Source organism: Prauserella isguenensis, assembly GCF_014191605.1.
Classification (GTDB): Bacteria; Actinomycetota; Actinomycetes; order Mycobacteriales; family Pseudonocardiaceae; genus Prauserella; species Prauserella isguenensis.
Window position 1 is genome coordinate 660608 of sequence record NZ_JACHWU010000002.1, and the last position, 21482, is coordinate 682089.

At 71.8% G+C, this 21482-nt stretch carries 20 protein-coding genes; 6 read left to right on the forward strand and 14 right to left on the reverse strand.

What is annotated here, in order from left to right:
* Positions 1-48 precede the first annotated feature (48 nt).
* Positions 49-810: a class I SAM-dependent methyltransferase gene (locus FHS23_RS11560; protein ID WP_183652972.1), complete on the reverse strand. Its 762-nt coding sequence runs from the start codon at positions 808-810 to the stop codon at positions 49-51.
* A 157-nt stretch (positions 811-967) separates the two neighbouring features.
* Between FHS23_RS11560 and FHS23_RS11565 the strand changes: the two genes are divergently transcribed.
* From FHS23_RS11565 to FHS23_RS11575, 3 genes are all read left to right on the forward strand, one after another.
* Positions 968-1828 carry an AAA family ATPase gene (locus FHS23_RS11565; protein ID WP_183652975.1) on the forward strand — a complete coding sequence of 287 codons (861 nt, stop codon included), beginning with the start codon at positions 968-970 and terminating at the stop codon, positions 1826-1828.
* 3 nt (positions 1829-1831) lie between these two features.
* Positions 1832-2683, forward strand: coding sequence for a DNA-formamidopyrimidine glycosylase family protein (locus FHS23_RS11570; protein ID WP_183652978.1), 852 nt, complete (start codon positions 1832-1834; stop codon positions 2681-2683).
* Between the two features lie 447 nt (positions 2684-3130).
* Positions 3131-4180: a quinone-dependent dihydroorotate dehydrogenase gene (locus FHS23_RS11575; RefSeq protein ID WP_183652981.1), complete on the forward strand. Its 1050-nt coding sequence runs from the start codon at positions 3131-3133 to the stop codon at positions 4178-4180.
* Positions 4181-4254: 74 nt separating this feature from the next.
* Here FHS23_RS11575 and pspM read toward each other — a convergent pair whose 3' ends face one another.
* The 6 genes from pspM to rimO form a co-directional block, all read right to left on the reverse strand.
* Positions 4255-5232: a phage shock envelope stress response protein PspM gene (pspM, locus tag FHS23_RS11580; protein WP_183652984.1), complete on the reverse strand. Its 978-nt coding sequence runs from the start codon at positions 5230-5232 to the stop codon at positions 4255-4257.
* A gap of 43 nt (positions 5233-5275) precedes the next feature.
* Positions 5276-6139 (reverse strand): PspA/IM30 family protein, encoded by an 864-nt coding sequence (locus FHS23_RS11585; RefSeq protein WP_183652988.1) that lies wholly within the window; start codon positions 6137-6139, stop codon positions 5276-5278.
* 201 nt (positions 6140-6340) lie between these two features.
* On the reverse strand, positions 6341-6823 hold the full coding sequence (locus FHS23_RS11590) for a helix-turn-helix domain-containing protein (RefSeq protein WP_183652991.1): 483 nt from the start codon (positions 6821-6823) through the stop codon (positions 6341-6343).
* A 178-nt stretch (positions 6824-7001) separates the two neighbouring features.
* A complete protein-coding gene (locus FHS23_RS11595; RefSeq protein WP_343053839.1) occupies positions 7002-7478 on the reverse strand; it encodes a CinA family protein in 477 nt (158 codons plus the stop codon).
* 16 nt (positions 7479-7494) lie between these two features.
* Positions 7495-8163 (reverse strand): CDP-diacylglycerol--glycerol-3-phosphate 3-phosphatidyltransferase, encoded by a 669-nt coding sequence (gene pgsA / locus FHS23_RS11600; RefSeq protein WP_183652995.1) that lies wholly within the window; start codon positions 8161-8163, stop codon positions 7495-7497.
* Positions 8160-9653, reverse strand: coding sequence for a 30S ribosomal protein S12 methylthiotransferase RimO (gene rimO / locus FHS23_RS11605; protein WP_183652998.1), 1494 nt, complete (start codon positions 9651-9653; stop codon positions 8160-8162). Before rimO ends, pgsA begins: the two co-directional genes overlap by 4 nt.
* Before the next feature lie 64 nt (positions 9654-9717).
* On the opposite strand from rimO, the gene FHS23_RS11610 reads away from it, so the two are divergent.
* Positions 9718-10215 carry an amino-acid N-acetyltransferase gene (locus FHS23_RS11610; RefSeq protein WP_183653000.1) on the forward strand — a complete coding sequence of 166 codons (498 nt, stop codon included), beginning with the start codon at positions 9718-9720 and terminating at the stop codon, positions 10213-10215.
* A 69-nt stretch (positions 10216-10284) separates the two neighbouring features.
* On the opposite strand, the gene FHS23_RS11615 is transcribed toward FHS23_RS11610, so the two are convergent.
* Complete coding sequence (locus tag FHS23_RS11615) at positions 10285-13014, reverse strand: FtsK/SpoIIIE family DNA translocase (RefSeq protein WP_183653015.1); 2730 nt, start codon at positions 13012-13014, stop codon at positions 10285-10287.
* A gap of 222 nt (positions 13015-13236) precedes the next feature.
* Here FHS23_RS11615 and FHS23_RS11620 point away from each other — a divergent pair, with 222 nt between their 5' ends.
* The gene (locus FHS23_RS11620; protein ID WP_183653878.1) at positions 13237-13980 is read left to right on the forward strand and encodes a lysophospholipid acyltransferase family protein; all 744 of its coding nucleotides are present in this window, start codon (positions 13237-13239) and stop codon (positions 13978-13980) included.
* On the opposite strand, the gene FHS23_RS11625 is transcribed toward FHS23_RS11620, so the two are convergent.
* A complete protein-coding gene (locus tag FHS23_RS11625; protein ID WP_343053840.1) occupies positions 13961-14470 on the reverse strand; it encodes an Lrp/AsnC family transcriptional regulator in 510 nt (169 codons plus the stop codon). The genes FHS23_RS11620 and FHS23_RS11625 overlap by 20 nt on opposite strands.
* A 107-nt stretch (positions 14471-14577) precedes the next feature.
* On the opposite strand from FHS23_RS11625, the gene FHS23_RS11630 reads away from it, so the two are divergent.
* The gene (locus tag FHS23_RS11630) at positions 14578-15582 is read left to right on the forward strand and encodes an EamA family transporter (protein ID WP_183653018.1); all 1005 of its coding nucleotides are present in this window, start codon (positions 14578-14580) and stop codon (positions 15580-15582) included.
* A 161-nt stretch (positions 15583-15743) separates the two neighbouring features.
* Here the strand turns inward: FHS23_RS11630 and FHS23_RS11635 are convergent, their stop codons facing one another.
* From FHS23_RS11635 to thyX, 5 genes are all read right to left on the reverse strand, one after another.
* Positions 15744-17441: an RNase J family beta-CASP ribonuclease gene (locus FHS23_RS11635; RefSeq protein WP_183653021.1), complete on the reverse strand. Its 1698-nt coding sequence runs from the start codon at positions 17439-17441 to the stop codon at positions 15744-15746.
* Positions 17438-18463 (reverse strand): 4-hydroxy-tetrahydrodipicolinate synthase, encoded by a 1026-nt coding sequence (dapA, locus tag FHS23_RS11640; RefSeq protein WP_183653024.1) that lies wholly within the window; start codon positions 18461-18463, stop codon positions 17438-17440. The genes FHS23_RS11635 and dapA overlap by 4 nt, the downstream gene beginning before the upstream one ends.
* Positions 18464-18670: 207 nt before the next feature.
* Complete coding sequence (locus tag FHS23_RS11645; RefSeq protein ID WP_183653027.1) at positions 18671-20197, reverse strand: protein kinase domain-containing protein; 1527 nt, start codon at positions 20195-20197, stop codon at positions 18671-18673.
* A 55-nt stretch (positions 20198-20252) separates the two neighbouring features.
* Positions 20253-20654 carry an ACT domain-containing protein gene (locus tag FHS23_RS11650; protein ID WP_183653030.1) on the reverse strand — a complete coding sequence of 134 codons (402 nt, stop codon included), beginning with the start codon at positions 20652-20654 and terminating at the stop codon, positions 20253-20255.
* Between the two features lie 8 nt (positions 20655-20662).
* A complete protein-coding gene (gene thyX, locus FHS23_RS11655; RefSeq protein ID WP_183653034.1) occupies positions 20663-21415 on the reverse strand; it encodes an FAD-dependent thymidylate synthase in 753 nt (250 codons plus the stop codon).
* Positions 21416-21482: the final 67 nt, after the last annotated feature.

Here is a 21482-nt window from a genome sequence, read left to right on the forward strand (position 1 = left end):
AGCGGCCACCACCGACGATCACGGGGCACCGGCCGGGCGCCCGAGGCCTCAGGCGGGGCGGCGCGCCAGCACGTGCAGCCTGCTCGCGATGTCCCGCAGCGGCGGCGTCACGGCAGCCCGGTCCTCGAACTCGGTGACCTCGCGTTCCCATTCGGCGTCCGCGCCGTCGGCTCCCGCGTCGAGCTGGTGGGCCACGTCCGCGACCACGCCGTCGCCCTGCATCAGCGACACCGCCAGTCCCGCACCACCGAGCAGCAGTTCGAGACCGGAGGTGTCGAACCGGCGCAGCACCGTCTCCGAATCCCCCGACAGCACGCCCTCCGGCGCCGTGAGCAGCGCCGTGGCCTCGGACAACTTGCCCGCCAACGCGCGCTGCAGCACGGCGGCGTGCCGGTTCGCGACGAGCACCGACACCGCGCCGCCGGGCGCGGTCACCGCGGCGAACGCACGCACTGCGGCGGCCGGGTCGTCCACGACCTCGAGCAGTCCGTGGGCGAGCACCAGGTCCGCCGAGCCCTCCGGAACGTGGCGGGCGAGCGCGTCGACGTCGTCGGCCACCACCGTGATCCGCTCGTCCGCACCCACCTCGTGGGCGCGGCGACGGAGCGTGGCGACGGCGTCCGGACTGGGCTCGACGACCGTCACGTCGCACCCCTGTCCCGCCAGCGGGACCGCCCAGCCGCCGGTACCGCCACCGACGTCGATCACCCGTGGCCTGCCGGACCTGCGCTCGCGGGCCTGTGCCAGCTCGTCCGACAGCACTCGCCGTACGGCCGGGGACCCGTGGCCGGCCGCGTACTCCGTTCGCATGGGCGCCCAGCGTAGTCACGCCTCCCCGCGCCCGCGCGCCCGGCGCCCGGACACGCCGACGGCGACGTCGCGGATCACGCCACCACCCGAGTGAGCGATCTCCCCCGTGAACGCGGCACCACCCCGTGACACTCCGCGAGCCGATACGCTGTGCGGCGTGCATACGGTCGCGGTACTGAGTCTCAAGGGAGGCGTGGGCAAGACGACGGTCGCCCTCGGGCTGGCCTCCGCCGCGCTGCGCCGGGGCGCCCGCACGCTGGTCGCCGACCTGGACCCGCAGGGCAACGCCACGGCCACACTCAATCCGCCGATGACGACGTCCTCACTCACCGCCGTACTGGACACCCCTCGCGAGGCGGTCATCGCCGACGCACTCGCCCCCAGCGGCTGGAGCCCCGAACTGGACGTCCTCGTCAGTTCCGAGGACCTGGAACTGCTCAACGAGCCCGGCCCGGACGGCAGACGGCTCGACAACCTCGCACGCGCGCTCGAGGCACTGCGCGCACGCGGACACGGCGCACGAGGACAGGGCGACCGGCCGTACGAGGTGGCGATCCTGGACTGCCCACCGTCACTGGGCAGGCTGACCCGGTCGGCGCTGCTCGCCGCCGACACCGCGTTACTGGTCACCGAACCGACGATGTACGCCGTGTCGGGGGCCGAGCGCGCGTTCGAGGCGATCGAGGCGGTGCGGCAGGGGCCCAATCCGCGGCTGCAGTCGGCCGGCGTGCTGGTCAACCGGATGCGCCCGCGCTCGTACGAGCACCACTACCGGGTCGAGGAGCTGCGCCAGACGTTCGGCAGGGCGGTCATGCCCACGGCCATCCCCGACCGGCTCGCCGTCCAGCAGGCACAGGGCGCGTGCCTGCCCATCCACGAGTGGAAGTCGCCCGGGGCCCACGAGATCGGGTTGACGTTCAACATGGTGCTCGCGAAGATCCTGCGCTCCAGCCGTGCCGGGCGGCATCGGCTGCCGGGTGAGCCCGACGACCCGTCCGCACAGCCCGACTCGGCGTGATCCGTGCCCGAGGGCGACACCGTCTTCCTCACCGGCAGGCTCGTCGACCGGGCGCTGAGCGGGCGGACGCTGACGGCGACGGACTTCCGCGTGCCGTCACTGGCGACCGTCGACCTCACCGGAGCCGAGTTCGCCGGCGTGCGCACGGTGGGCAAGCATCTGTTCTTCCGTTTCCGCGGCGGCCGTGACCGATCGCCTCCCCGCGGCGGGAGCGGCGACCCGGAGCGCGAGCTGAGCCTGCACAGCCACCTGCGGATGGACGGCGCCTGGCGCACGCTGCGGACCGGCGGTCGCCGGGGAGCGCCCGCCCATCAGATACGGGTCGTGCTGACCGCCGGAGACGCCACGGCCGTCGGTGTCCGCGTGCACGACCTGGCACTTCTGTCCACATCGGATGAACACCGGCGAATCGGCCACCTGGGCCCGGATCTGCTCGATCCGGAGTGGACCGATGCACACGCGGCACGCGCCGCCGCCGCACTGGCGGCCGATCCGGGCCGCGAGCTCGGCACCGCGCTGCTCGATCAGACCGCGCTGGCGGGCATCGGGAACCTGTACAAGGTGGAGATCTGTTTCCTCACCGGCGTCACGCCCTGGACCGCGGTGTCCGACGTGGACACAGCGAGTGTGGTCGACCTCGCACGGAGGCTACTGCGCGCCAATGCGCAGCGCTGGGAGCAGAGCACCACGGGCGAACTCGCCCGTGACAGGAGAACCTGGGTGTACGACCGCACCCGGCTCGGCTGCTTCCGCTGCGGCGGGCCGGTGCGCGTGGCCGCGCAAGGACCGGGCGCCGAGAGCAGGCCGACGTGGTTCTGCCCACGATGCCAGCACGGCCCGGCACCGGAACGCTGACCGCGGGCCTCCGGCGGCCCCGCCGCGGCGGCCCGGCATCCACGCATGCTGCGCACGTGCGAGCCGGGACACACCGCGCGGAAAAACACGTTGCCGGGGGCGGCCGGACGCGCCTAGCGTGGCGGGTACACGAGAAAGGAGGTGGTCCAGCAGTGAACAGCTACAGGACTCGTGAGGTGGCCGTCCGCTAGGACGGTATGCGGACCACCGCGTGCCGCCCGGCGAATACCAGGCGGTCACCGACCCCCGATGCTCCCGAGGACCGGTCCACCACGGGCCCGGACGGCTGACGACGTCCGGGAGTCGCATCGGGGGTTTCCCTCATCCAGGCTCCGCTCCGGTCACATCGCTCGAGCGGTTCCCTGCGCTCCCTCGGCTCCGTCGCTCCGGTATGGCCCCGGGGCCGGTACCGGCGGCCGGAGCGCACATACGGCACCATAAGCAGCCGTGCTCTTCGACAGTCTGCTCCGCCCCGCGTTGTACCGACTGCACGGCGGTGACGCCGAGCGGGTCCACGAACGCACCGTCCGCGCGCTCGGATCGCTGAGCGCCGCGCCCGCACCGGCCCGGGCGGCGCTGCGGCGCACCTACGCCGCCGCGGACCCCGTCACCGCGTTCGGAGTCCGGTTCCCCGGCCGGGTGGGCCTGGCCGCAGGCATGGACAAGGACGGCCGCGCCCTGCACGCATGGCCCAGCCTCGGATTCTCGTTCATCGAGGTCGGCACCGTCACCGCCCGTGAACAGCCCGGCAATCCACGTCCCCGGCTGTTCGCCCTGCCCGACAGTGACGCAGTGATCAACCGCATGGGCTTCAACAACGCCGGCGCCGACGCCCTCGCGGCCCGACTCACCCGCGACGGCACGCCGGACGTTCCGCTGGGCATCAGCATCGGCAAGTCGAAGGCCACGCCGATCGACGAGGCCGTCGCCGACTACGAGACGTCCCTGCGCGCCCTGCACCCGTTCGCCGACTACGTCGCGATCAACGTCAGCTCCCCCAACACTCCGGGACTGCGCACCCTGCAGGATCGCGACTCCCTCAGCGAGATCCTCACCGCGCTGCGCGACCTCGCACCCACGACACCGTTGCTGGTGAAGGTCGCGCCCGACCTGACCGACGACGCATTGGGCGAGCTGCTGCAGGTGTGCACCGACCACGACGTCGCCGGGGTCATCGCCACCAACACCACGCTCGCCCGTGACGGCCTGGCGACGTCCGACGCCGCCGCGGCGTCCGAAGCCGGCGGGCTCTCGGGCAGGCCGCTCACCCGCCGCGCCCGGGACGTGGTGCGCTTCGTGCACACCCGCACCGCGGGCGCGCTGCCGATCATCGGCGTCGGTGGGATCGGCGGGCCCGCCGACGCCGAGGCGATGCTCGACGCCGGCGCAGCGCTGGTACAGCTGTACACCGCGTTCGCGCTGCACGGCCCGTCGGTCGTGCGGGACATCAACCGCAGCCTCGCCGCCGAACGGGCACGGTGGCCCGCCGCGTACTGAACGAGCTCAAGACAGCGCCCCACAACAACGACAGCGCCCTCACGACGGTCAGCGCCCTCACGAGGACGCCCGTCTCAGGACAGTTCGCGCAGCGCGACGGCCAGTCCGGCGAGCCGGTCGGTGGCGTCGGTGAGCGCCTCCTTCGCCGGGGTCGCGCCGTCGCTGCTCGCGGCGACCGCGCGGCCCGCCGCAGCGACGAGCGTGCCGTAGCCTTCGAGTCCCTCCTCGAGCTGCTCCCGCAGTGCGGTGACGGCCGAGTCCAGCCCGGCACGCTCGCGCGCGGGCGCAGCGTCCCGGGCCCGCTCGATCGACTCGAGCCGCGCCGCGAGCCCACGCAGGGCCGCCGAGGCGTCCATCGCCGTTGCCCTGGCGTCTTCGACGTCGAACCCGGTCGCCCCCGACGGCGCACCGTGCTGCGGGGTGGCCAGCTGGTCGAGCAGGTCGGTCAGGGTGCGTTCACTGTCGACGAGCTTCTCCATCGGCGCCCGGGCGGCCGAGTTCGCGGGCGGCAACGTCGACGAGGGATCGGGCTTCGGCGGCTCGGCCCGCCCCAGCCGTCGCAGCTTCGTACCGGACGACACGGCCAGCGCACCGAACACGACGGTGCCCGCAGCGCCGGTCAGCGCGCCTTCGACGCCCTCGTACACCCCGATCACACCGAAGTACCCGGCGACGGCCCACAGCACCGCCAGGAGCGTCAGAACTGCCCACAGAGTGAAAGCACGCCGCGTCCAGCGCACCCGGCGCGCGTGTTTCGCCTCGGGCGAGTTCCACGCGGCGAGTTTGTCGCGGACGTCGGTCACGACCGTGAGGTCCACCTTGGGCCGCGGCGCCGGCCGATGACCGGTGCGGGGGCCGTCGGACCCGGCGGTCGTCTCGCCGCCGGGCTCCGACGTCCGGTCCCGGCCGTCGGCCGACCGCTGGTCCTCGGGCGGCAGGTACTTCTGGACCTTCTCCTGGGCCTTCTGCGCGTAGTCGGGCAGACGTTCGACGTGCTTACCGAGTTTCGCCGTCAGCTCGCTGAAATCCCGCCTGCCCGGCTTCCCCGCCATGACCGCCTCCCGGACGTTCGTGAACCGGCCCGACCCGGCCGTGTCAGGCCTGGTTCTTCTGCTGTTCGGCCTGCACGCGCTGCTGGATCTCCTGCTGAATGTCCGGCGAGGCGGCGGGCTGCGTCGCACCCGCCGACGAGGTACCGGACCCGGTCGAACCGTCGGTCACCTCTCCTGCCACGGACCCGCCAGACATCGAGGCGCGGATCTGCTCGAGCCGGTTGTGCCCGGCGAGCTGCGTGGTCGAGTGCTGGACCTCCATCATGCGGCCCTGCACCGAGTTCTGCGCCAGTTCCGCGGACCCCACGGCCGTGGTGTAGCGCTTCTCGATCTTGTCGCGGACCTCTTCCAGCGACGGGGTGTTGCCCGGGGCGGCCAGTTCGGTCATCTGATTCAGGGACGCGGAGACCTGCTCCTGCATCTTGGCCTGCTCCAGCTGCGACATCAGCTTGGTCCGCTCGGCGAGCTTCTGCTGCAGCATGCTCGCGTTGCGCTCCACAGCCTGCTTGGCCTGGTCGGCGGCCTGCAGCGCCTGGTCGTGCAGCGTCTTGAGGTCCTCGATGCTCTGCTCGGCGGTGACGAGCTGGGCGGCGAAACCCTCCGCGGCCGTCTCGTACTCCTGGGCCTTCTGCTCGTCGCCGCGGGCGCGGGCCTCCTCGGCCAGCGTCAGTGCCTGCCGCGTCGACGACTGCAGCTTCTCCACCTCGCCCAGCTGGCGGTTCAGCTTCATCTCCAGCTGCCGCTGATTACCGATCACCGAGGCCGCCTGCTGCGACAGCTGCTGGTGGTTGCGCTGCGCCTCCTCGATGGCCTGCTGGATCTGCACCTTCGGATCGGCGTTCTCGTCGACCTTCGCCGAGAACGCCGCCATCAGGTACTTCCATGCCTTCACGAAAGGGTTGGCCATCTTTCCGCCTGCCTTCTCCACGTCCCACGGGCTTACTGTCCGGTGTTGTCACCGCTGGCCGTCGACCTGGCAACGTGCAACCCCCGGTGTCGGGTTCCATCGTGTCAGGTCGGCAGCGGTCGTTCCACAAGACCCCGAAGGATTTCGGGGGATTTCACCGGGTTTCCCGGACAAGCGGATGATCTCGGCTCGTGGCCGTACTCAGGCCACGAGCGCGGCCTTCGCCTCCGGCTGATGAATCGTCGTGCGCAGCACCGGCGACAGCTGCAGGTCGGTCAGTTCGTCGCCGACCGGGCCCGCCACGAGCGACCCGCCTTCGAAGCCCTCGCGATCGGTCGCGGCGCTCGCGTGTGCCTCGCCGACCTCGACCGCGCGCTCCGCGGTCGTGTCGGCCCCGTCGACGGCGGGCTCGACCGGCCCGTCCACGGCCCCGACGGCGTCCACGCTGTCCAGCGCGGAGACGTCACCGGCGACGCTGACCAGCAGGTCCGACAGGGGAAGATCCAGGGCCTCGCAGATCGAGGCCAGCAGTTCGCTGGAAGCCTCCTTCTGTCCGCGTTCGACTTCGGACAGGTATCCCAGGCTCACCCTCGCGACGCGCGAGATGTCGCGCAGCGTCCGCTGCCTCGTGGTCCGGGCATGGCGGAGCCGGTCACCGATCGCCTCACGTAGCAGCACGGTCATCACGCGCCTCCCTTCAACCACCGCCCACGGTACCGACCGGGACCGACACCGCACAGTGATGAGCGCGGTTCGTCCGCCATCGGCGAACGAACCGGGTCCACCACGGGGCCCGACCGCGATCACCGGCGGTACCCACCCGGAAGGTCCGGGCGGGCTGTATCCCGGTACAACGCCCAGGTCACCCGAGTTGTTCCGCGAGCAGCACGAGCGCGCCCCGGACCGCCCCGGTGCGCACCGCGTCCCGGTCCCCGGAAATCTTCAGTGTCCGGGCGTGGCGGCCGTCCGGACCGCACGCGGCGACGTGCACCGTCCCCGGCGCCACCCCGTCCTGCGGCGCAGGGCCGGCGACGCCGGTCAGGCCGAGTCCCCAGTCGGACCGGCACCGCTCGCGGGCCCCGGCCGCCAGCTGCGCCGCCACCTCCGGGTGCACCGCACCCTCGGCCTCCAGCAGTGCCGGGGAGACGCCCGCCAGTTCGTGCTTCAACTCCGTGGCGTACACGACCAGGCCGCCCCGCAGCACCACGCTCGACCCCGGCACCTCGGCCAGGGTCGCGCACACCAGCCCCGCGGTCAGCGATTCCGCCGCAGCCACCGTCTGCCCGGCGGCGGTCAGCAGTTCGACGACCCGCCGTGGCAACGTGCCCTGCTCGCTCACGCCAGCATTCTGCCGATCACGACGCCGTCGTGCCCGCCGAGGTCGCCCGCAGCCGCAGCGCGCGGACGACGTAGTCGAGCCCGGTCGCCACCGTGAGCACCAGCGCCACCACCATCACGGTCCAGCTCACTATGTCCAGCGCGGCGGGCAGCGGCAACAGGAACAGCCCGATCGCGACGACCTGGGCGAGCGTCTTGGCCTTGCCGCCCCGGCTCGCCGGGATCACACCGTGGCGGATCACCCAGAACCGCAGCAGCGTGATCCCCAGTTCGCGCACGGCGATCACGATCGTCACCCACCACGGCAGTTCGCCGAGCACGCTCAGCCCGACCAGTGCGGCCCCGATGAGGGCCTTGTCGGCGATCGGATCGGCGATCTTGCCGAAGTCGGTGATCAGGTCGTACTTGCGGGCCACCCAGCCGTCGACGTTGTCGGTCAGCGCCGCGATGGCGAACAGCGCCGCCGCGACGTACCGCCACAGGCCGGCCTCACCGCCGCCGTCCACCTCGCCGGTACCGCTCACGAACAGGGCGATCACGAACAGCGGCACCAGCACCAGCCGCGAGATCGTCAGCAGATTCGCGATGTTCAGCGTCGGCACCGACACCACGCTCGGCCGGCCGGCCCCGTCCGCGGAACCGCCTGCACCCCCCGCGGCGCCGTCGCCTCCGGGTGCGCCGGTCACCGCGCGGCGTCCTCACCGGCAGGGTCCTCACCCGTGACGGGCCCCGCCGGGCGCACGATCAGGTCGACGCCCTCGCTGTCGACCACCTCGCAGCGAATCACCGCACCCCGCTCGACCTCTCCCGCGTCGAGCACGACGCATTCGCCGTCGACCTCCGGCGCCTGGTGCGCCGCACGGCCCCTGACCTCGGCGTCCTCGGAATCCTCGGCGTCGGAGTCCTCGGAGTGGGAGCCCGCCTGCTCGACGAGCACGTCGACGACGGTCCCGACGCGCTCCTCCGCCCGCTGCGCCGTCAGCTCCTCGACCAGCGTGGAGATGCGCGCGACCCGCTCGGCGATCACGTCCTCGTCGAGCTTGCCCTCGTACCCCTCGGCCTCGGTGCCGTCCTCGTCGGAGTACCCGAACACGCCGACGGCGTCGAGCCGCGCGCCCGTCAGGAACCGCTCCAGCTCCGCCACGTCGTCCTCGGTCTCCCCGGGGAACCCGACGATCACGTTGGTGCGGATACCCGCCTCGGGCGCGTACTCCCGGATCTGGTCGACGAGGGCGAGGAACGAATCGGTCGACCCGAACCGCCGCATCCGCCGGAGCACCGATTCGCTGGAGTGCTGGAACGACAGGTCGAAGTAGTCGGCCACGCCCGGGGTCGTGGCGATCGCCTTCACCAGGTCGGGACGCGTCTCGGCGGGCTGCAGGTACGACACACGCACCCGTTCGACGCCGTCGACCTCCGCCAGCCGCGGCAGCAGCGCCTCCAGCGCCCGCGTGCCGCCCAGCTCCCGGCCGAGGTCCTTGCCGTAGGACGTCGAGTTCTCGCTGACCAGGAACAGCTCCCGCGCCCCCTGCGTGGCCAGCCACTCCGCCTCGGCCACGATCTCGTCCGGGTGCCGGGAGACGAACGACCCGCGGAACGACGGGATGGCGCAGAACGAGCAGCGGCGGTCGCAGCCGGAGGCGATCTTCAGCGACGCGACCGGCGCGTCGTCGAGTCGCGTGCGCAGCACGCGCGGCCCCCACCCCGCGTGTCCGGGCACCGCGACGTCCTCGGCGGCGTCCTGTCGTTCGACGGGGCTGATCGGCAGCAGCTTCCTGCGGTCCGCGGGCGTGTGCGAGCTGATCCGCCTGCCCGCGGCGACGTCGTCGAGTCGTTCGGCGAGCTGCGCATAGTGATCGAAGCCCAGCACGGCGTCGGCCTCGGGCAGGTTCTCGGCGAGCTGCTCGCCGTAGCGCTCGGCCATGCAGCCGACGGCGACGACCTTCGCACCCGTGTCGGACGCGGCCAGCAGCGTGTCCACCGAGTCCTTCTTCGCCGACTCGACGAACCCGCACGTGTTGACCACCACGACGTCGCTGCCTGCGGGGTCGCTCTCCAGCTCCCAGCCCCCCGCGGCGAGTCGCCCCGCGAGTTCCTCGGAGTCGACCTCGTTACGGGAACAGCCCAGGGTCAGCAGGGACACCCTGCGGCCGGGCGAGGAATCTGCGGAAGACATCCCGACAAGAGTAACGACCAGGCCATCGGTGTGTCCGCGCAACCCGGCCGCTAGCGTTTGAGCGGTGGAGTCACCGATCATTCGCCGCGCCCGCATCGCCGACGTCCGCACCATCAAACGACTCGTCGACGCCAACGCAGGCAGGGTGCTCCTCGAGAAGGACCTGGTCACGCTCTACGAGGCCGTGCAGGAATTCTGGGTCGCCGAACTCGACGGCGAGCTCGTCGGCTGCGGGGCACTGCACGTGTTGTGGGAGGACCTCGCCGAGATCCGCACCGTGGCGGTCGACCGCGCGGCCCGCGGCCACGGCATCGGGCACGCCCTGGTGTCGGCGCTGATCGACCTCGCACGCAGGCTCGGGCTGCCCCGGCTGTTCGTGCTGACGTTCGAGACCGACTTCTTCAGCAGGCACGGCTTCCGCGCCATCGACGGCGCGCCCGTCCCGCAGGAGGTCTACGACGAGATGCGCCGCTCCCCCGACACGGGCGTCGCCGAGTTCCTCGACCTGCCGTTCGTCAAGCCCAACACCCTCGGCAACACACGCATGCTCCTCGAGCTCTGACCCCGCCGGTACGCCGGCTGACGCCTGCCTGGGGGTCTCAGCGCGCTCGGGGGTGCGAGCCGTGGGGCGTCACTGCTCCTCGGGCTGGTCGTCACCGGACGGTGGCGGATCGTCGCCGCGGATGAACGCCAGCGTCGCAGGCAGGTCGTCCGGTTTGACCAGCACGTCGCGGGCCTTCGACCCCTCGGAGGGGCCGACGACTCCCCTGCTCTCGAGCAGGTCCATCAGCCGTCCCGCCTTGGCGAAGCCGACGCGGAGCTTGCGCTGCAGCATCGACGTCGAGCCGAACTGCGAGGTCACCACGAGCTCGGTGGCCTGCAGCAGCACGTCGAGATCGTCGCCGATGTCCTCGTCGATCTGCTTCTTCTCGTCGGCCTTCGCCTGGGTGACGCCCTCGGTGTAATCGGGCTCGGCCTGCTGTTTGGTGAAGTCGACGACCGACTGGATCTCGTCGTCGCCGATGAACGAACCCTGGATTCGGATGGTCTTGCCCGCGCCCATCGGCAGGTACAGCCCGTCACCCATGCCGATCAGCTTCTCGGCACCCGGCTGGTCGAGGATGACCCGTGAGTCGGTCAGCGACGACGTGGCGAAGGCCAGCCGCGAGGGCACGTTCGTCTTGATCAGGCCGGTGACGACGTCGACCGACGGCCGCTGCGTCGCCAGCACCAGGTGGATGCCGGCCGCACGCGCCTTCTGGGTGATGCGGACGATCGCGTCCTCGACGTCGCGCGGCGCGGTCATCATCAGGTCGGCGAGCTCGTCGACGATGGCGAGGATGTACGGGTAGGGCCGGTACTCGCGCTCGCTGCCGGGCGGGGCCGTGATCTCGCCGGAGCGCACCTTCTCGTTGAAGTCGTCGATGTGGCGCACCCGGTTGGCCTGCATGTCCTGGTACCGCTGCTCCATCTCCTCCACCAGCCACGCCAGCGCCGCGGCGGCCTTCTTCGGCTGGGTGATGATGGGGGTGATCAGGTGCGGGATGCCCTCGTACGGCGTCAGCTCGACCATCTTCGGGTCGATGAGGATCATGCGGCACTCGTCGGGCGTCGACCGGGACAGCAGCGAGACGAGCATCGAGTTGACGAAGCTCGACTTACCGGAACCGGTCGAACCGGCCACCAGCAGGTGCGGCATCTTCGTGAGGTTCGCCGTCACGAAGTCGCCCTCGATGTCCTTACCGAGGCCGATCACCATCGGATGCGAGTCCTTGGCGGCCTTCGCCGACCGCAGGACGTCGCCGAGCCGCACCATCTCGCGGTCGGAGTTGGGCACCTCGATGCCGACGGCCGACTTGCCGGGGATCGGCGCCAGCAGCCGGACGTTGTCCGTGGCCACGGCGTAAGCGATGTTCTTCGTCAGTGCGGTGATCTTCTCGACCTTCACGCCGGGGCCGAGTTCGACCTCGTAGCGCGTCACCGTCGGACCACGGACGAACCCGGTGACCTGGGCATCGATGTTGAACTGTTCCAGCACGCCGGTGATCGACTCGATCATGGCGTCGTTGACCTTGCTGCGGGCCTTCGGCGGGTCGCCGAGCGTGAGCAGGTCTGGCGGCGGCAGGGTGTAGTCGCCGTCGACGGTGCGCGTGATCGCCAACGCGGGCTCGGCCTGCGCTGTCTCGGACTTCGCCTCCGCCTTCTCCGCGGCCTTCGCGGCGGGCTTCGCGACGGCCTTCTCGGCGGCTCCTCCGGCGGCCTTGTCGGCGGTCTTCGGCCGAGCCGCGGCCTGCTCCGTCGCACTCGCCGCGGCGTCCTCGCCATCGAGCATCTCGTCCAGCGTCGAGGATCCCGACGCGGATTGCCGCCGCCGCGACGGCTTCCGCAACCGCACCGCGGACGGATCACCCTCGGCCACGCGACCGGCACCGCGGGCCCCGCGCGGCGAATCGTCGTCGGCCTCGACGTCACCGGCGTCGTCGGCGGGCTCGGTGCCCCATTCGCTGAGCCGCCGCGGAATGTCGCGCACCGGCGTTCCGGTGAATACGAGCACCCCGAACCCGAGCGCCAGCACCAGCAGCGGCGCGGCCACCCACACGGTGACCCCGCGGGCGAGCAGGTCACCCGAGAACCAGCCGAGCCCTCCGCCCGCGTACATCAGGCCCTCGTGCCCCTGCGGCCGCGCGTTGATCAGGTGCAGCAGGCCGAGCACAGCCAGGCCCATCAGCAACAGCCCGATGACCCGGCGCGGACGCGTGTCCGAATTCGGCTCCGAGCGCATCAACGCGACGGCAAGTACGAGCAGCACGAGCGGGATCGCCACCGAGCCTGCACCGAACACCGTGCGCATGCCGATCGTGACGATCTCCCCGATCGGTCCGGCGCTCTCCCACAGCACGCCGACGGCCGTGACGAGCGCCAGCGCGATCAGGCCGAGCGCAAGACCGTCCCTGCGATGCTCGGGCTCGAGCTCACGGGTGCGGCCGACCGTACGGGCCAGCCCGCCGACGGCTTTCGCCGCGAGGTTCCAGCCGCCGCGTACGGCCGATCCCGAGCCGCGCGTGGCCCCCGGCTTCGCACCGCCGCCCTTGCCGCCCGTGGCGGGCTTCCTGGCCGGTGTACGCGAGGACGACGCCGTCCGCGTGCGCGCCGACGAGGCCCCCTTGGCCCCGCCGCTGCCCTTCGCCGCGCTGCCCTTCGCCGCGCCGCCCTTCGCCGCGCCGCCCTTCGTGGCGGCGGAGGTGCGCGCACCCGATCCCCGGGCACCGCCCGAGCCACGAGACCCGCCGGACTTGGCGCCGGAACCGCCCGATCCCCGCGCCGCGCCGCCCCGGCCTTTCGTCACCGACCCACTCGCCATGTCCCCACGGTAACCGGATCACCACCTGCGTCCCAGCCGCCACACGCGGCCCGCGCGTCACGAACGACGAGGTCACACCGCGACCCCCGCTTCGCCGCCCGGGAGGCTGCGCTCGTCCGTGCGCGTGACATCCTTCTGGGCATGCTGAGCGGTACCACCGGCAGTTCCACCGACGATCACGCTCCGTCACGAGGTGGCGGGACCCCGGCGATCTGGCGCGCGATGCTCGCCGCGGACCACAATCTCGTCCGCGTCGCGGGCAGGTTGCGGGTCACCGGATCCGTCCCGCGGCGACTGCGCGGAAGGCCGCTGCTCATCGCGGCGAACCACATCGGCAACTTCGACCCGTTCGTGCTGATGGCCGCGTGCCGGTCGATCGGACTGGCTCCGCGGTTCATGCTCGCGGGCGGCCTGCTGGACGCCCCGGTGCTCGGCTCCGCCCTGAAGGCCAGCGGCCACCTGCGGGTCGACCGCGGTTCGGCCTCGGCCGTGCAGCAGTTCGCCGACGCCGTCGACGAACTCAGGTCGACGCGGGTGCCGATCATCGTCTACCCCGAGGGCCGGATCAGCCACGACCGTGGTCTGTGGCCCGAACGCGGCAAGACGGGCCTCGCCCGGCTCGCGCTCGGATCCGGCGTGCCGGTCGTGCCGGTCAGCCAGTGGGGAGCCCACGAGGCCGTCTACTGGGGCACCCCGACCGTCAGCGGGCTCGGCGACCTCGTTCCCCTGGCACGTTCCGGTTTCACCTCGCCGCTGCGCAGGCCGACCTTCCGGGTCCACTTCGGCGAACCGGTCGACCTCGCCGAGTTCGACGCGGGCACACCCGGCCATGCGGTGAAGGCACACGCCAAGATCATGCGGACCATCACCGAAGGGCTCGTCCCGCTGCGCCGCGACGAACCCGACGTCCCGAGGTTCCGGGATCCGACAAGGCCGACGGACACGGTCAGTCCGTGGCACCCGTGACCCCGCCGACCCCGTCCGGTCCACGCGTCGGGAGCGCCGACCCGGTGCGCACCGGGTCGAGGACGAACAGCGTCGTGTAGCGCTTGACGTTGGGGTCCTGCTGGAACAGCCGTTTGGCGACCTCGTTCTCCCGGCGCATCCCCACGCAGGCGAGCACCACGACGTAGTCGTAGTCGCCGGAGACCTCGTAGGCCTGCTGCACCTCCGGCACCTCCAGCAGCCGCTCCCGGTAACGACGTCCCTCCTCGGGGGTGTCGTCCTCGATGGTCACGAGACAGACGGCGAGGATCACCTCGGGCACGTGCCGGGGATCGAGCACCGCGACGTTGTGGCTCAGCAGACCCGCACAGCGGTAGCGCTGCACGCGGCGCAGCACCGCGCTCGGGGACAACCCCACCTCGTCGCCCAGGTCCCGCAGCGTGCGGGAGGCGTCGCGCTGCAGCAGGGCGAGCAGGTCGTGGTCGAGGTCGTCCAGCCGCAGATCGCTCACGCAACAATTTTGCGTCTCACCGGGACGATTTTCAATCGGCCCCACCCCGGTTCCCGCTACCGTCATCGGCGTCCCCCTCCGTTCGACCCTGCGAGGAACACGCCCGCATGACCACGACGCGGCCCGCACAGCAGGCCGGCGGCGACGCCGCCCCCGTTCCACCCACCCCGCTTCGCCCGCACGCCGGCCGTGGCGTGCTGTTGCTGGTGGTGGCGTCGCTCTGCTTCGGCAGTTCCGGCGTGATCGGCAAACCCGCGATGACCGCGGGGCTCGGCCCGGAGCAGGTCGCGGCCGCGCGGATCGGGATCGCCGCGCTGGTCATGCTCACGTGCGTCGCGCTGCTGCGCCCTTCGCTGCTGCGGGTGCGGCGCGCGCAATGGCGGCTGCTGGTCGCCTACGGCCTGCTCGGCGTCGCGGGCGTGCAGCTGCTGTACTTCGTGGCCGCGTCCCGCATCCCCGTCGGCGTGGCGATCCTGCTGGAGTTCACCTCGCCGGTGCTCGTGGCGCTGTGGGTCCGGTTCGTCCGGCGCGTGCGACTGCCGTGGCCGATGTGGCTGGGCATCGCCTGCGCCCTCACCGGGCTGGCCATGGTGGCGCGGATCGGCGGCGGAATCACGCTCGACGCGATCGGCCTGCTCGCCGGCGCCGGCGCGGCCGTGTGCTCGGCGGCGTACTTCCTGCTCGGGGAACGCGGCGTCGCCGAGCAGCACCCGCTCGGCATGGTCACGTGGGGAATGACGGTCGGCGGCGTCGCCATGTGCGTCGTCGCACCGCCGTGGACGTGGCCCGGCGACGTGGTGACGGCGCCGGCCGAACTCGGACCGTGGCAGCCGCCGGTATGGGTGCTGCTGATCGCGGTGGCCCTGCTGTCGACGGTGCTGGCCTACAGCTCGGGCACCGCATCCCTGCGCCATCTTCCCGCGGCCGCGGCGAGCGTGCTCGCGCTCATGGAGCCACTGATCGCCACGGGACTCGCCTGGCTGCTGCTCGGCGAGGCGCTCACCTGGACACAGGTGCTCGGCGCGGCGATCCTGCTGGGCGGCGCCGCGCTGGTCCAGCTGACGTCACCGAAGAAGCAGCCCGTCGGCGAACCCCTCCCGGTGGCCGACTGACTCCGCCACGCTCCACCACGCGTGTCCTGCACCCGTGCGCGTACTCCGCGTTCCCGCCCGTCCCGTTCGGCAGTGCTCGTCGGCGGCGCCCGCGCCCCGGCAGCGCCGCCAGTACCGGCGACCCTGCGGGCCGCGGGCGTCCCGATTCCGGGCGCCCGCGCCTACACCGAGATGACCGTCGGGATGATCATCGGTCGCCGCCGGTAGGTCTCGGCGACCCAACGGCCCACCGCGCGGCGGATCGCCTGCGCGATGCGGTGGGTCTCGGTGATTCCCTCGGCCTCGGTCCGCGAGAGTTCCATCTCGACCAGCGACGCCGCCTCGTCGAGCGCCTTCGGGTCGTCGGAGAAGCCGCGGCCCGACACCGTGGGTTCGCTCATGGCCCGTCCGGTCGCGGAGTCCACGGCGACGGTGATCGCGATGAAACCGCCCTCGCCGAGGATCAAGCGGTCCGACAGCGTCGACTCGCCGACGTCGCCGACCGAGAGCCCGTCGACGTAGACCTCGCCGATCTCGACCCGGCCCGTGGCCTGCGCCTTGCCGTCGACCAGGTCGACGACCACGCCGTTCTCGGCCAGGACCACGTTGTCCGCCGCCACTCCGGTCTGAACCGCCAGTTCGCCGCAGGCCCGCAGATGTCGCCACTCACCGTGCACCGGCATGACGTTGCTCGGGCGGATCGCGTTGTAGAGGAACAACAGTTCCCCCGCCGAGGCGTGCCCGGACACGTGCACCTTGGCGTTGCTCTGGTGCACCACGTCGGCGCCCAGCCGGACGAGCCCGTTGATGACCCCGAACACCGCGTTCTCGTTGCCGGGGATCAGCGAGCTCGCCAGCACCACCGTGTCGCCGGCGCGGATGGAGATCTGGCGGTGCTCACCACGTGCCATGCGCGACAGCGCCGACAGCGGTTCGCCCTGCGACCCGGTCGAGACGAACAGCACGTGCGACTCCGGCAGGTTGACCGCCTCGTCGAGGTCGATCAGCAGGCCCTCGGGCACGTTCAGCAGTCCGAGTTCGGCCGCGATGTTCATGTTCCGCACCATCGACCGGCCCACGAGCGCCACGCGCCTGCCGTGCCGGACGGCCGCGTCCAGCACCTGCTGCACGCGGTGCACGTGGCTGGCGAAGCACGCCACGATGACCCGCTGGCGCACCTTCGCGATCACGTCGTCGAGCACGGGGCCGATCTCGCGTTCCGGCGTCACGAAGCCGGGCACCTCGGCGTTGGTGGAGTCCACGCACAGCAGGTCCACGCCCTCGTCGCCGAGGCGGGAGAATCCGGCCAGGTCCGTGAGCCTGCCGTCGAGCGGCAGCTGGTCGAGCTTGATGTCGCCGGTGTGCAGGACGACCCCGGCAGGCGTGCGGATCGCCACGGCCAGCGCGTCCGGGATCGAGTGGTTGACGGCGAAGAACTCGAGGTCGAACGCACCCACGTTGCGGCGCTCACCCTCGGACACCTCGACCAGCACCGGCTTCTGTTTGTGCTCGCGGCACTTCGCCGCGAGCAGCGCCAGGGTGAAGGTCGAGCCGTACACCGGCAGGTCCGGCCGCAGCCGCAGCAGGAACGGCACCGCCCCGATGTGGTCCTCGTGTCCGTGTGTGAGCACGAGGCCGTCGACCTCGTCGAGCCTGCCCTCGATGGCACGGAAGTCCGGCAGGATCAGGTCGACGCCCGGGTGCGGATCCTCGGGAAACAGCACCCCGCAGTCGACGATCAGCAGCCTGCCGCCGTACTCGAAGACGGTCATGTTCCGGCCGACTTCGCTGATGCCGCCCAGGGCGACCGTGCGCAGCGCGCCGTCCGGCAGTGCGGGTGGTGCGGAGGTCGGTCCGGGCCCGACCGCGAGTTCACTCACTGATGCAGTGTCCCAACGCTGGTGTGGGTTGTGGGCGTGACGTAGGCGGCGGCCTCGTCCGCGCGGCGCGCACGAGAACCGGCCCAGTCCTCCGCTCGGTAGGCGTCGAGCGGCACGCCGGCCTGGGTCAGGTCCGCGGCGATCGCCTCCACCTGATCGTCGGTGGCAGGGACGATCGGCAGCCGAGGGCCACCGACGTCGAAGCCACGCAGGCGCAGAGCGGTCTTCGAGAACACGACACCGCCGACGCGGGAGAACGCACGATACACCGCGAGCATGCCGCGGTGGTTGGTGCGTGCAGTGGACGTGTCGCCGTCCTCGTAGGCCTCGATCATCGCGCGGATCCGGCCCGCGACGACGTGACCGATCACGCTGACCACACCGGCCGCGCCGACCGACAGCCACGGCAGGTTCAGCGCATCGTCACCGGAGTAGTAAGCCAGGTGTGTGTTGGCGATGACCTCGCTACCCGCCAGCAGGTCGCCCTTGGCGTCCTTGACGGCGACGATGCGCGGGTGCTCGGCCAGCCGGCGCAGCGTGTCGACCTCGATGGGCACGATCGACCGCGGTGGGATGTCGTAGAGCATCACCGGCAGTTCGGTCGCGTCGGCGACGGCGGTGAAGTGCGCCTGCACGCCCGCCTGCGTGGGCCGCGAGTAGTACGGCGTCACGACGAGCAGACCGTGGGCGCCCGCCTTCTCGGCCTGCTGAGCCAGCTCGACGCTGTGCCGCGTGTCGTAGGTGCCCGCGCCTGCGACGACGGCGGCCCGGTCCCCCACCGCCTCGACGACGGCGCGCACCAGGCGGGCCTTCTCGTCGTCGGTCGTCGTGGGGCTCTCGCCGGTGGTGCCGTTGACGACGAGGCCGTCGTTGCCCAGGTCCACCAGGTGTTCGGCGATCTCCTGCGCCCGCGTCACGTCCAGTTCGCCCTGGTCGTCGAACGGGGTGATCATGGCGGTCAGCACGCGGCCGAAGGGACGGCCCGGCGCGGCGGTGGGCGCGGTAGGCAAAGCGGTCGACATGCCGCTGACGGTACCTGCCGCGGGGCCGGGTTGGCGCGTCGACCATGCCCCGCGGGCGGGACTCCACACCGGTCCCGCCGCGCGCCGGAGGATCACCGCCGACGCCGCCTCACCACCGGAAGTTCTTGCGCTCTCACTACGGAACCCGCTCTGACTACGGAACCCGCTCTGACGGAACCTCGGTCGGCACCCGGCGCCGAACCGGTGTCAGGCGATGCCCCGCGTGGCCGTCCCCTCGAGCCTGCCGCTGTCGGCGGGAACCAGGAAACACAGCACGCCGCGGACCGGCGAGTCGAAGTCGTCGGCGGGCTCCTGGTTCCACTCGTCCTCGGTCGGCACCAGTGCCAGGAACCGCAGGCCCGGCCGCTCGTCGTCCCGGACCCGGTTGGTGTGGAACGTCGCCGTGCACTTGGCCTCGGCGAAGGCACGCAGCCGGTCCTCGCCCGGGTACGTCGCCGCCGCGACGTCGGAATCGCTCGACTCCGGCACCGCGAGGGCGATCTCGAACAGCTGCGCGTCGTGGGCCTCGTCCTCGCAGTCGACCCAATTGCTCGACGCGAGCGCCCGGCCGCTCGCGAGCGGCGTGTTGACGCAGTAGTTCGACCTGCCGTCGATGTCGTAGGTGGCGATGTCGCCACCGCGGCCGTAGGTCAGGGTCTCGTCCATCGCGTCGTCGACCGCGGGGCCCCACAACGGCTTGCCCGCGAAGAATCCGCCGACCAGCAGCGCCACCGCCGCCACGGCGCCGCCCGCGGTCAGCAGCTTGCGCCGCGTCCGGTTCGCGGGCGCGGGACCCGGGCCCGGCGTCGCGGCGAGTGTCGGCGGACCGCCGTGGTGCATGGCCGTGGCCTGGGCGTCACCACCGGGCGGGGTGTGCGGCCCGGGCTGCGCCGCGGCGGTCAGCAGCCCCCGCGCGTGACCCGCCGGGATCCGCGCCTCGGGCGCCGTGGTCAGCATGCCCATGATCGCCGAAGCCAGCGGACCGTGGGCCCGCGCCAGCGGCGGCATCTCGTGCATGATCGCGTGCAACGTCGCCGCGGTGGTCGACCGTTGGAACGGCAGCGCGCCCTCCGCCGCGAAGTACAGCGCCGCACCGAGCGACCACAGGTCGGAGGCGGCGAGCGCCTCCTGTCCCGCGACGCGCTCGGGAGCCATGAACGCCGGTGAGCCGACGAGCATGCCGCTCGTGGTGATCCGCGGATCGTCGACGGCCTGCGCGATGCCGAAATCGGTCAGCTTCACCCGCCCGTTCGGTGCGACCATGATGTTGCCGGGCTTGACGTCGCGATGGACGATCCCGGCCCGGTGCGCGGCCTCGAGCGCCGACAGGACCTGCTCACCGATCCGCGCCACCTCGTGTGCGGGCAGCGGGCCACGCCGGTCGACCAGCTCGGACAGGGTCGGTGCCTCGACCAGTTCCATGACGATGAACGTCGCGTCGCCGTCGGCGACGACGTCGAACACCGTCACCACGGCCGGATCGTTGAGCCGTCCGCCGGTGCGAACCTCGCGCAGGATGCGCTCGGAGAACACACCCGCGTCCTCGGCGCCGTCCGGCAACCGCAGTTCCTTCACCGCGACGTGCCTGCCGATCACGGTGTCCTCGCCGCGCCAGACGACGCCCATGCCGCCGCGGCCCAATTCCTCCAGCAGGGCGTACCGCCCGGCCACCGTGCGCAACGGCGCGTGCGCCCGGGTACTCGAATCGGTGTGCTGCTCGGGGTTCTCGGTCACACGCCCTCACTTCGTCCTCGCGGTGCGCGCCGCATCCTAGCGGCGCATCACCCGGTCAGACGTCGGCGCGGTGCACCTCGTGCCCTCCGGATCGCAACGCGTCGATCGCCCGGTCCAGATCGCCGCCCGCGACCAGGAAGTGGTCGGTGTCGAAGGTCGAGACCGCGAACAGTGCCACCCCGGCGGCCGCGAGCTCGCTCGACAGCGCGGCGACGATGCCGGTGAGGCTGAACGCGAGCGGGCCGCGCACGGTCAGCAACCGCCACCCCGGCTCCTCACGGTCGGCGGCGATCACCCGCTCGGACGGCCCGACCACCGACAGCTCCTCGGCCGTGCGGACCACGGAGACCAATTCCCCGCCCGGTGGATCGAGCAGCCCCGCAGGCACGGGTGCGGCCGCGTCGTACCGGGCGACCGTGTACTCCCCGGGCTGGACGTCGATGGCGAGCCGGCGCATGGATCCCCTCACCCTTCCGCAACGCGGGGACTGGTCGCGACCTCGGTGCCGTCCGGCAGCTCGGAGATCGTGAAATCGTCGAACACGTTCGGTGCGGCCTTCTGCAGCTCCCGCAGACAGGCCACGGCCAGCTTGCGGATCTCGACGTCCGCGTGCTCGGTGGCGCGGACACCGACGAAGTGCCGCCATGCGCGGTAGTTGCCGGTGACGACGATCCGCGTCTCGGTGGCGTTCGGCAGCACCGCGCGCGCGGCCTGGCGGGCCTGCTTCCGGCGCAGCGTGGCGTTCGGCGCGTCGGCGAATTTCGCCTCGAGGCCGTCCAACAGCTCTCGGTACGCGTCCACACCGGCCTGCGCCGCGACGAGGAACTTCTCGTGGAGCTCCGGATCGTCGGCGATGACGTCCGGCTCGACGACCGCCGCGTCCTTCTCGGGCACGTACCGCTGCGAGAGCTGCGAGTAGGAGAAGTGGCGGTGCCGGATCAGTTCGTGGGTCAGTGAGCGGGAGATGCCCGTGATGTAGAAGGTCACCGAGCCGTGTTCGAGGACCGACAGGTGGCCGACCTCGATGATGTGGTCGAGATAGCCGGCGTTCGTCGCGGTCTTCGGGTTGGGCTTCTGCCACGACTGGTAGCAGGCGCGGCCCGCGAACTCGGCGAGAGCCTGCCCGCCGTCGGCGTCGGTGCTCCACGCCACGTCCTCGGGCGGGAAGAACTCCGTCTTCGCGATCACGCGTACCTGCGGTGAGACCGTTTCGGCCACGTCCGACTCCCTCTGCCGACGACTCCGCAGGCAGCGTACTGCCCGGCCCCGGTGGCGCCCGAGGCCA